The sequence below is a fragment of the Thermococcus profundus genome (assembly GCF_002214585.1).
Lineage (GTDB): Archaea > Methanobacteriota_B > Thermococci > Thermococcales > Thermococcaceae > Thermococcus > Thermococcus profundus.
The window spans coordinates 725,378-734,547 of record NZ_CP014862.1 but is presented as its reverse complement, the minus strand read 5'-3'; the positions used below and the strand labels follow the sequence as shown (position 1 = coordinate 734,547).

At 53.9% G+C, this 9,170-nt stretch carries 11 protein-coding genes; 8 read left to right on the top strand and 3 right to left on the bottom strand.

Translation table 11 applies throughout. From position 1 onward, the window contains the following. Nucleotide 1 precedes the first annotated feature (1 nt). Nucleotides 2-853: a GNAT family N-acetyltransferase gene (locus A3L09_RS04145; protein WP_088857758.1), complete on the top strand. Its 852-nt coding sequence runs from the start codon at nt 2-4 to the stop codon at nt 851-853. Here the strand turns inward: A3L09_RS04145 and A3L09_RS04140 are convergent. Beyond that, complete coding sequence (locus A3L09_RS04140) at nt 850-2,001, bottom strand: M20 metallopeptidase family protein (RefSeq protein WP_088857757.1); 1,152 nt, start codon at nt 1,999-2,001, stop codon at nt 850-852. The genes A3L09_RS04145 and A3L09_RS04140 overlap by 4 nt on opposite strands. A 56-nt stretch (nt 2,002-2,057) precedes the next feature. Beyond that, nucleotides 2,058-2,459, bottom strand: a complete 402-nt coding sequence (locus A3L09_RS04135) for a DUF2095 family protein (RefSeq protein WP_088857756.1) — start codon at nt 2,457-2,459, stop codon at nt 2,058-2,060. Between the two features lie 62 nt (nt 2,460-2,521). Between A3L09_RS04135 and A3L09_RS04130 the strand changes: the two genes are divergently transcribed. Genes A3L09_RS04130 through A3L09_RS04115 form a run of 4 tightly spaced genes read left to right on the top strand, consistent with a single transcriptional unit; the run spans nt 2,522 to nt 4,376 of the window. Continuing rightward, a complete protein-coding gene (locus A3L09_RS04130) occupies nt 2,522-2,977 on the top strand; it encodes a GIY-YIG nuclease family protein (protein WP_088857755.1) in 456 nt (151 codons plus the stop codon). Beyond that, nucleotides 2,961-3,164, top strand: coding sequence for an antitoxin family protein (locus A3L09_RS04125; protein ID WP_088857754.1), 204 nt, complete (start codon nt 2,961-2,963; stop codon nt 3,162-3,164). The genes A3L09_RS04130 and A3L09_RS04125 overlap by 17 nt, the downstream gene beginning before the upstream one ends. Next, the gene (locus tag A3L09_RS04120; protein WP_157727198.1) at nt 3,133-3,615 is read left to right on the top strand and encodes a type II toxin-antitoxin system VapC family toxin; all 483 of its coding nucleotides are present in this window, start codon (nt 3,133-3,135) and stop codon (nt 3,613-3,615) included. Before A3L09_RS04125 ends, A3L09_RS04120 begins: the two co-directional genes overlap by 32 nt. Nucleotides 3,616-3,617: 2 nt before the next feature. Beyond that, the gene (locus tag A3L09_RS04115; RefSeq protein WP_088858978.1) at nt 3,618-4,376 is read left to right on the top strand and encodes a geranylgeranylglyceryl/heptaprenylglyceryl phosphate synthase; all 759 of its coding nucleotides are present in this window, start codon (nt 3,618-3,620) and stop codon (nt 4,374-4,376) included. Between the two features lie 3 nt (nt 4,377-4,379). On the opposite strand, the gene A3L09_RS04110 is transcribed toward A3L09_RS04115, so the two are convergent. After that, nucleotides 4,380-4,619 (bottom strand): hypothetical protein, encoded by a 240-nt coding sequence (locus A3L09_RS04110; RefSeq protein WP_088857752.1) that lies wholly within the window; start codon nt 4,617-4,619, stop codon nt 4,380-4,382. 161 nt (nt 4,620-4,780) lie between these two features. Here A3L09_RS04110 and smc point away from each other — a divergent pair, with 161 nt between their 5' ends. The 3 genes from smc to A3L09_RS04095 are packed head-to-tail and all read left to right on the top strand — an operon-like array spanning nt 4,781 to nt 9,169. Continuing rightward, on the top strand, nt 4,781-8,359 hold the full coding sequence (gene smc / locus A3L09_RS04105; RefSeq protein ID WP_088857751.1) for a chromosome segregation protein SMC: 3,579 nt from the start codon (nt 4,781-4,783) through the stop codon (nt 8,357-8,359). 2 nt (nt 8,360-8,361) lie between these two features. Beyond that, the gene (locus A3L09_RS04100) at nt 8,362-8,766 is read left to right on the top strand and encodes a HEPN domain-containing protein (RefSeq protein ID WP_088857750.1); all 405 of its coding nucleotides are present in this window, start codon (nt 8,362-8,364) and stop codon (nt 8,764-8,766) included. Beyond that, nucleotides 8,750-9,169: a nucleotidyltransferase domain-containing protein gene (locus A3L09_RS04095; protein ID WP_232473578.1), complete on the top strand. Its 420-nt coding sequence runs from the start codon at nt 8,750-8,752 to the stop codon at nt 9,167-9,169. The genes A3L09_RS04100 and A3L09_RS04095 overlap by 17 nt, the downstream gene beginning before the upstream one ends. The last annotated feature ends 1 nt before the right edge of the window (nt 9,170 follow it).

Here is a 9,170-nt window from a genome sequence, read left to right as displayed (position 1 = left end):
CATGGAACCCGTGATCAGAAAGGCCACCCTCGACGACGTTAAAGGGATCGTCAACGTTCACACTGCAGGGGAGGAGCTTTCAGGCCTTTCCGTTCGTGAAAGATACCTCCGCGGCGGCCCCTGGATGAGCGTTGAGACCTGTTCAGTCCATATCAACGCCCTCCTCCTCGATGGGCAGTATCCGATAGTGGCCGAGCTGGACGGGAGAATAGTCGGGGAAGCGGAAGTATTTCTCTCGGAGGAGCCAATAAAAGGCGAGATAAAGAGGATAGCCCACCTCGACCTCATAGAGGTTCACCCCGACTTCAGGGGCAGGGGAGTGGGAAGGGCGCTCATCGAGTACATTGAGCGAAATTTTGCGGATAGGGCGGAACTCCTAACGACCCAGCCGAGCGAGGAAGCGGCTGGCTTTTACAAGAAGCTGGGTTTTGATAGAGTTCTCTACGAGAACCGGCTAGTGGAAGTTGAGACCTCTAGATTTAACGCGGGAGAAGTTAAAACCTTGGAGTTCTTCCCCTGGGAGGACGTGGAAGACCTTGAGTTTGTAGCGGGCAGGTTTCAGAGTTCCTACGACATGTGGTTCTCAAGCTTCAGGGATCTCTTCGCAGGCGTTCACGAGCTCGCGGAGGCCGGAAAAATCGGAGATTCCCACTACGTCCTCAAGCCCTTGCCTGGAAGACCCGGAAAGGCGAGCCTCTTCCTCTGGGGGAATTTAGAAGATATCCCCAAAGCCATAGGCCGCGCAAGGGAGCTTGGATTTGAGAGCGTTTTAACCGTTCTGGACGAAGGAACCGCCGACGCTTTAGGAGCGGAAAAGAAGGGAAAGGTGCCGATAATAGCGAAGCGGCTTTAGCGGAGGAACTCGAAGGCTAAAGCGACTTCCATCGCGGTTCCGAGGTAGAGGACTTCCTCATCAACGTCGAACTTCGGATGGTGGTGGGGATAGATTATCCCCTTCCCCTCGTTTCTGATGCCAAGGGCAAGGAACACTCCCGGAACTTTCTGCAGGTAGAAGGCGAAATCTTCAGCTCCCATCGTCGGCCTGACCTCCCCGTACCTCAGGCCGTACTTTTCAGCCACTTTTCTGGCGAAGTCGGCCATCTCCTTGGAGTTTATCGTTGGCGGCGTGAGCTCCTCTATGCTCAGCTCGTACTTTGCCCCGTGAGCCTTTGTAACACCATCGAGGATCTCCCCCATCCTCCTCTGAATGAGCTCGCCTATCTCCGGCTTGAAGAAGCGGAAGGTTCCCTTGAACTTGACCTCCTCGGGGATGACGTTGAATGCGGTTCCCCCGTGAATGGATGTAACGCTGACAACTCCCGTCTCAATTGGATCTACGTTTCTGCTGACTACCGTTTGAAGCGCCAGAACCGCCTCGGCCGCTATTGGAATCGGGTCAATCGTCTCATGTGGAGACGCACCATGCCCGCCTTTTCCAATGATCTTCCCGTTGAATATCCCCGCTCCAGCCAGGAACGGCCCTTCCCTGATGCCGATAAGCCCACTTGGAAGGTCCATCCAGACGTGGAAGCCGAAGATGGCATCGACGCCTTCGAGGGCACCACCTTCTATCATCTTGACCGCTCCGTTTCCACCCTCTTCCGCCGGCTGAAAGATTAACCTAACCCTTCCGTTCAGCTCATCCCTGTGTTCCGCTATTATCCTGGCCGCCCCGAGGAGCATGGCCGTGTGGGCATCGTGGCCGCAGGCGTGCATCTTTCCTGGAACTTTGGACTTGTACGGGACGTCGTTCTCCTCATGAATCGGGAGGGCGTCCATGTCGGCCCTCAAAGCTATCGTCCTCTCGCCTTTCCCCATGTCAGCTATTATCCCGGTTCCAACGCGTTTAACTGAATATCCCCACTCGCGGAGGTGTTCCTCGACTATCTCTGAGGTTCTCTCCTCTTCATAACCGAGTTCGGGATGCATATGGAAGTCCCTTCTCCAGGAGATTATCCGCTCTTCAATCTTCTTAGCCTCAGAAACGGGGTCGAAGTTCATGAGGCCCACCGACAAATCTAAGGGAAGAGGGGGATATTAACTTTTCGATGGGCATCTCAATGTCTGCCGTGTTTCTCGTACCAGCCCCACTCCTTCTTGGGACCAAAAGCCCTCACACCCTTCTTGGTAAGGGTTATTCTAAGATCCTTTGCCATCTCAGGGGTTATCTCACCCCTCTCCTCCATCCAGTTGATTATCTCAAGGGCCTCTTCGTCGGTCTCGCATCTCCTCAGGAAGTCGATTACCGTGGGGTTGTAGCCAGAGAAGTCCTGGAGCTCGACCTCCTCATCCTTCAGCGCCGCTTCTTCCGACGTCCTGTAGGCGGTTATCTGAAGTTCCGCATCTTCTTCAAGCTCCCTTGCAAGGGCGGGAAAGGTTCGCTTGAACTCTTCCCTGTCGTACTCCTGCCAGGCGAAGTCGTCCACCGGGCGCTTTCTTTTTCCTTCCTTTTCGTCCATGTCGAACACCTTTAAGCTGAGTCGGCGGAACCATTTATAAACCCTGCCGGAAAGTCGAGCCCATGAAGGGATCCTACCTACTTGTCATCAGGCTTGACAGGGATAAAACGGTGCACACGAAGGCTAGGGAGTTCTCTCTGAAGGCCGGTTACTACGTCTACGTTGGTTCCGCCATGAACTCGCTTGAAAAGCGCGTTGCAAGGCACTTTTCAAGAAAAAAGAAGCTCCACTGGCACATCGACTACCTCTTGAAGGAGGCAGAACTTCTGAGGGCTTACTTAATCCCCAGCGAAGAAAGGCTGGAAGAAAAGCTCTCAGTGGAGGTTTCGAAGTTTGGGGAGCCAGTTGAAGGCTTTGGGGCCGGGGATGTGAAGGTGAGCACGAACCTCTATCGCTTTGATGAAGAGCCGGACAAGGTCTTGGTCAGAATTCTTGAGGGCATGAGCCTTCGCTGGAAAACCGTTAAAAGTGGGGAGGAAGTATCAAGAATACGGTGGGATTATGGGGACGGTCATTGAGGCTGTTTACGATGGTGAGAGTTTCAGGCCCCTCAAAAGGGTTAACCTGCCCAAGGGAGCAAAGGTTAAGATCATCGTTGGTGAGACGATCTGGGACATGCTGGAGGAAATAAATGGAATCCCCGTTAACGCCAGTATTGAGGAAGTGCTGGAAGATGTCAGGGGCAGAAAAAGGGTTCGTTATTGATACAAACGTCATTATAGGGGCGTTTTTTTACAACTCCACTCACCCTCAGTTAAAACAGAAGCGGGGTATCCTTGACAAGTGCCGCCTTGTACTGTCACTTTCAAGGGGAAAGAAGATTGCAGTTCCCCGTGTGGCGATAGTCGAGGTTATCAGCGTTGCCAAGAGGCTAAGCGGCGATCAGAAACTTGCAGTAAGGCTTGGTAACGCCGTCGAGAACTCATTTGAAGTGGTGAGGGAAGAGGAGCTATACAGTACCGCTAAGGGCATTGCGGCCATTGAATCTCCCTCAGGATTCGACACTTACTTCCTTGCCCTCGCCATTGAGAAGGGTTATTCGCTCATAACTCGGGACCGGCCTATGTGCGCGCATGCCCATCGACTTGATGTTGACTGTCTCTTGATCGATGAATCCATCAGTGAAGACGATATTAGAAAGTTTATGGAGGTGTGATGATGATTAAACTTGGAAAAGTCGAAACCTACATTCGCGAAAAGCTTGAGAGGGAAAAGCTCCACTTCGTCCTCCTCGATCCGGACGACGTCTCACCCGAAGTTGCGGGAGAGCTCGCGAGGATGAGCGAAGAAATAGGCGTCGATGCCATAATGGTGGGAGGCTCTACTGGAGCCGAAGGAGAGGTTCTTGACGGCGTTGTGAAGGGAATAAAGGAGAACTCGAACCTCCCTGTGATACTCTTCCCCGGCTCCCATGGGGGAATAAGCAAATACGCCGATGCAATCTTCTTCATGAGCCTCCTCAACTCGCGGAACCCGTTCTTCATAACCGGGGCCCAGGCTCTTGGGGCCTTTCAGGTGAAGCGCTATGGAATAGAGCCGATCCCGATGGCGTACCTCATCGTCGAGCCCGGCGAAACCGTCGGCTGGGTTGGGGATGCAAAGCCACTCCCAAGGCACAAGCCGAAGATAGCGGCAGCTTACGCCCTTGCCGGCCAGTACCTTGGAATGAGATTGGTATACCTTGAAGCCGGAAGCGGCGCGCCACAGCCGGTTCCGCCGGAGATGATAGCGCTGGTGAAGCGCGTTATAGAAGTTCCGCTCATAGTCGGTGGTGGAATAAGAACCGAAGAACAGGCGAGGGCAGCCGTGAAGGCAGGTGCCGACATAATAGTCACGGGGACCGCTATAGAGAAGGCCGGCTCGATCGAGAAGGCCAGAGAAAAGCTGATAGAGCTGAACAGAGGAATAAAAGGGTGAGGCTCAGGCCTCGGAGAGAACCTTTGAGGTCACCTTTCCGTTCCCAACTATCTTTTTGAGCTCGGAGAGGAGTTTTGAAGCATCCTCCTCGATTACCTCCATCCTGATCTCGCTGATGCCCCTCACGTCGGGCGGGAAGAAATGTATATCCCTGATCCTGCCCCTAACCTTGCCGTACAGACGGCCTAGAATTTTTCCCCTTCCTTCGTAGGGCAGTTTAATATCGAGTTCTACGATCTGCATGCATCTCACCACTCTATTCTCTGAACAAAGACATATAAAACCTTTTTCATTCGCCATGGTAATTTATCCGAGCCGGGGGTATTCCCGACAGTTATAGGCACCCACAGGCCGCGGCAAACTTATATAAGCCCTGATGCCATTCACGCTCTTAGGTGTCGAATATGCCGTACATTGAGAAGATTGAAATGAAGGGATTCAAATCTTACGGTAACAAAAAAGTCGTTGTTCCGCTCTCAAAGGGCTTCACGGCGATAGTTGGAGCCAACGGTTCTGGAAAGAGCAACATCGGCGATGCCGTTCTCTTCGTCCTCGGTGGTCTCTCCGCTAAGGCCATGCGCGCAACGAGGATCAGCGATCTTATTTTCGCCGGGAACAAGGCAGAACCAGCGGCGAAGTATGCGGAGGTTGCCATGTACTTCAACAACGAGGACAGAGGCTTCCCCATCGATGAGGACGAGGTAGTCATTAAGAGGCGCGTCTATCCCGACGGAAGGAGCAACTACTGGCTGAACGGAAAGAGGGCAACGAGGAGCGAGATACTCGATCTTCTGAGTGCGGCGATGATCTCGCCCGAGGGATACAACCTCGTTCTCCAGGGGGATATAACCAAGTTCATCAAGATGTCCCCAACCGAAAGGAGGCTCATCATCGACGAGATATCCGGAATAGCGGAATACGACGCCAAAAAGGAGAAGGCCATCGAAGAGCTCAAGCAGGCCGAAGAGAACCTAGCCAGAGTCGATCTCCTCATCAAAGAAGTGAAGAAGCAGTTAGACAAGCTTGAGAAGGAGAGGAACGACGCCCTCAGATATCTGGATCTCAAGGAGAAGGTTGAGCGCGCCAAGGTTGCCCTCCTCCTCGGGGAGATCAAGAGGCTCGAATCCCTAATAGCTGATAGCGAGGAAAGAGACACGCTCATCGAGAAGGAAACGAGCTCCGTGGAAGAGGAGCTGAAAGCTTTAGTTAAGGAGATAATAGCCAAGGAGAGGGAGCTGAACGAAGTTGAGAGGGAGCTGGAGGAGAAGAGCGAGGACGGTATTCTTGAGGTCACGAGGAAGATAAGCGAGGTAAAATCCAAGATAGAGATGGCCAAGAGGAACATCGAGAACGCGAGGAAGGAGATTGAAGAGGATCAGAGAAGGCTCGCCAAGGCCAAGGAGGAGCTGAAAAAGGTCTCCGACGAGATTGAGAAGAGCAAGGGGGCAATAACGCGCTGGAGCAAGAGACGGGAGAAGCTCCTCGTCGAGATAAAGGAGAAGGAAACGGCCAGGAACGAACTCGTCGTCAGGCTGGGTGAGATAGACAGGAGCTACGCGGTTGCCAGGGAGGAGTTCGACAAGGTTGTAAACGAACTCGAAGAGGCCAAGAAGGAGCTCTACACCAGGGAGGCGGAGGTAAAGAAGTTCGAAGAGGAAATCGAGAGGGGGAAAACGAGAATAACCCAGGCGAAGTTGAAGAGGAACGCCCTCAAGGAGGAGATAGCCAAGGCGAAGGAAGAGCTTGAGGGGAAGCGCTCCGAGCTCGTCGAGATAGAGGGCAAGATGAACAAAGCCGAGGGCAGACTCAGGAAGGCGGAGAAGGAGCTTGAAGAGAAGGCAAAGAAGCTCAAAAAGGTTGAATCCGATCTCGCCAAGGCCAAGGAAGAGCTGATCAAAGCCGAGGCCCAGAGGGAAGTTCGGGGCAACAGGGCGGCAGAGTTCCTCAAAAAGCAGAATATCCCAGGCCTCTACGGCACGCTCGGAGAGCTCATAAAGGTCTCGGACGAAAGGTACGCTTTAGCGGTTGAAGTGGCCCTCGGCGGCAACTACGACAACGTTGTTGTTGAGGACGACCGCGTCGCCGAGGAGGCAATAAGACTCCTCAAGGAGAAGAAGCTCGGGAGGCTGACTTTTCTCCCCCTCAACAAGATAAAGCCCCGCTCCATGAAATCCAGGCCCCCTCTGGGGGTTCCCGCCCTCGACGTCGTCCAGTACGACCCGCGCTTTAAGAACGCCGTGGCCTACGCCCTGGGCGACACGCTCATAGTCGAGGACATGGACGAGGCAAGAACCGTTGGAATCGGAAAGGTCAGGATGGTCACCCTTGGAGGGGAGCTCCTAGAAAAGAGCGGCGCCATAACCGGCGGCCACTACCGTCCGCGCGGAAGGCTTGGAATTAACACTGACGAGATAAAGAAGAGGGTCGAGAGGCTGGAGCGCGAGAAAGAGAGCTTGGAGTCTGCCGTCAACGCCCTCAAGCTCGAGATAAGGGGGCTTGAAAACGAACTCTTCAACCTGCGCATGAAAAAGAGCGAGCTGAGCAAGGACCTTCAGGTGTCCCAGAGGGACATGGAGAGGCTCCTAAAGGAAGACAAGGCCCTGGCGGAGGAGATAGCCGAAATCGAGAGGATGATAGAGAAGCTCAACGAGAGGATACACGAGTACACTGGCGAGATGGCGAAGCTCCGTGGAAGAATAGAGAGGCTTGAGAAGAAGAGGGAGAAGCTCAAGAAGGCCCTCGAAAACCCAGAGGCAAGGGAGCTGAACGCAAAGATCAGGGAGGTCGAGGGCGAGATCGCCAAGCTCAGGGAAGAGCTGAGCAGGGTCGAAAGCAAGCTCGAAAGCCTGGAGAGCAGGATAAACGACGAGCTCCTGCCGAGAAAGGCCGACCTTGAGGAGGAGATAGAGGGCCTGATCAACAGGATAAACGCCCTCAAAGCCAACATAACCGAGAATGAGGAGGCAATAAAGAAGTTCGAGGCGGAGCTTGAAGAGCTGAAGAAGGCCGAGGAGAACGTCAAGGACGAGCTCAAGGAGCTCCGCGAGAGGCGCGAGAGCCTGAGGAACGAGATAGTAGAGCTCCGCGAGAGGAAGGACGAGCTCTCCAACAGGATCCAGGAGCTCAGGATAGAGGCGAACACACTGAAAATAAAGCTCGCCCAGTACGAGAACGAGCTGAAGGAGAGGCAGGCCGAGCTTAAGCACTTCGATCAAAAGCTGGTGAAGTCGATAAAGCCAGATGAGATCCCGGAGCCGGAGGAGCTTGAGGAGCTCAAGGGAGAGATAGAGAAAATGGAAGAGGAAATACGCTCCCTCGAGCCCGTTAACATGAAGGCCATAGAGGACTTCGAGGTCGTTGAGAGGAGGTACATGGAGCTCAGCAGCAGGCGCGAGCAGGTCTTGGCTGAGAAGGAGAGCATAGAGGACTTCATAGCCGAGATCGAGGGACAGAAGAGGGAGGTCTTCATGAGGACGCTCAACGAGATAGCGAAGAACTTCTCGGAGCTCTTCGCCAAGCTCTCACCTGGGGGAAGCGCGAAGCTCATCCTTGAGAATCCAGAGGATCCCTTCGCGGGAGGTCTTGAAATAGAGGCCAAACCTGCAGGAAAGGACGTCAAGAGGATCGAAGCGATGAGCGGCGGCGAGAAGGCTCTGACTGCTTTGGCATTTGTCTTCGCCATACAGCGCTACAAGCCGGCCCCGTTCTACCTCTTCGACGAGATAGACGCCCACCTCGACGATGCAAACGTCAAGCGCGTCGCCGATCTCATAAAGGAATCCTCCCAGTCAAGCCAGTTCATAGTGATAACCCTCCGCGACGTCATGATGGCCAACGCCGACAAGATCATCGGGGTGAGCATGAGGAACGGCATAAGCAGGGTCGTCGCCTTGAGCCTTGAGAAGGCCATGAAGATCCTCGAGGAGGCGAGGAAAAAGAGCGAGGCCGAGCACGCGGAGATGTTCGGCCATTTGGGGGTCTGAGGATGTTTGACCGCGAGGAGTACGAGAGGTGGCTCGACCAGGCCCTTTACACGTTAAAAAGTGCCGAGAATGACATTAGGGGGGGCTTTTACTCATGGGCGTGCTTTAAAGCCCAGCAGGCGGCAGAGTACGCCGTAAAAGCGGCCCTCTTTGGCTTTGGAATCATGGCATACGGACATTCGATAAAGAAGCTCTTGGACGTACTATCGCAGAGGGTTGATGTTCCGGAAGAGCTCTTTGACGTTGCAAGGCTTCTGGACAGGCATTACATCCCTCCCCGCTATCCGGATGCATACGTTGAAGGTGCCCCCCACGAGTACTACGGAAAGAACGACGCCTTGGAAGCTATAAACGCCGCCAAGAGAGTTATTGAGTTCGTGGGGAGGGTTGATGATGAAGCCCGGTGACATCCCCTACCTCAGTGATGTTCAGGAGTACGTTGAAAGCCTCAAGCGGGCCCTCAAAGTCCGTCTGGTTATCCTTTACGGCTCGACGGCCAAGGGTTCATTTGGTCTGGGAAGCGACGTTGACGTTCTTGTTGTAGCAGACGACCTCCCAAGCAACCCAGTCGAGAGGCTTAAACTCCTCTACGATCTCGATAAAACCCGGGCCCCTCTCGATGTAAAAGGCTACACGCCAGGTGAGGTCAGAAGGATGCTCGCTAAGGGACATCCCCTTATAATGGACGCCCTAAGCGACGGCGTGGTTCTCTACGGCGAGAAGGCTTATGTTGAGGAGGTTAAGAGAGCCTTCAATAGGGCAAAGAGAAAGTTCAAGCGTTTTGAGAGAGGTTGGATAAAGGTGGGGTGAT

Excerpts from the sequence above, each read along its gene's own strand:
- A3L09_RS04145 (WP_088857758.1), top strand. The coding sequence starts at position 2 with ATGGAACCCGTGATCAGAAAGGCCACCCTCGACGACGTTAAAGGGATC.
- A3L09_RS04140 (WP_088857757.1), bottom strand. The coding sequence starts at position 2,001 with ATGAACTTCGACCCCGTTTCTGAGGCTAAGAAGATTGAAGAGCGGATA.
- A3L09_RS04135 (WP_088857756.1), bottom strand. The coding sequence starts at position 2,459 with ATGGACGAAAAGGAAGGAAAAAGAAAGCGCCCGGTGGACGACTTCGCC.
- A3L09_RS04130 (WP_088857755.1), top strand. The coding sequence starts at position 2,522 with ATGAAGGGATCCTACCTACTTGTCATCAGGCTTGACAGGGATAAAACG.
- A3L09_RS04125 (WP_088857754.1), top strand. The coding sequence starts at position 2,961 with ATGGGGACGGTCATTGAGGCTGTTTACGATGGTGAGAGTTTCAGGCCC.
- A3L09_RS04120 (WP_157727198.1), top strand. The coding sequence starts at position 3,133 with ATGTCAGGGGCAGAAAAAGGGTTCGTTATTGATACAAACGTCATTATA.
- A3L09_RS04115 (WP_088858978.1), top strand. The coding sequence starts at position 3,618 with ATGATTAAACTTGGAAAAGTCGAAACCTACATTCGCGAAAAGCTTGAG.
- A3L09_RS04110 (WP_088857752.1), bottom strand. The coding sequence starts at position 4,619 with ATGCAGATCGTAGAACTCGATATTAAACTGCCCTACGAAGGAAGGGGA.
- smc (WP_088857751.1), top strand. The coding sequence starts at position 4,781 with ATGCCGTACATTGAGAAGATTGAAATGAAGGGATTCAAATCTTACGGT.
- A3L09_RS04100 (WP_088857750.1), top strand. The coding sequence starts at position 8,362 with ATGTTTGACCGCGAGGAGTACGAGAGGTGGCTCGACCAGGCCCTTTAC.
- A3L09_RS04095 (WP_232473578.1), top strand. The coding sequence starts at position 8,750 with ATGATGAAGCCCGGTGACATCCCCTACCTCAGTGATGTTCAGGAGTAC.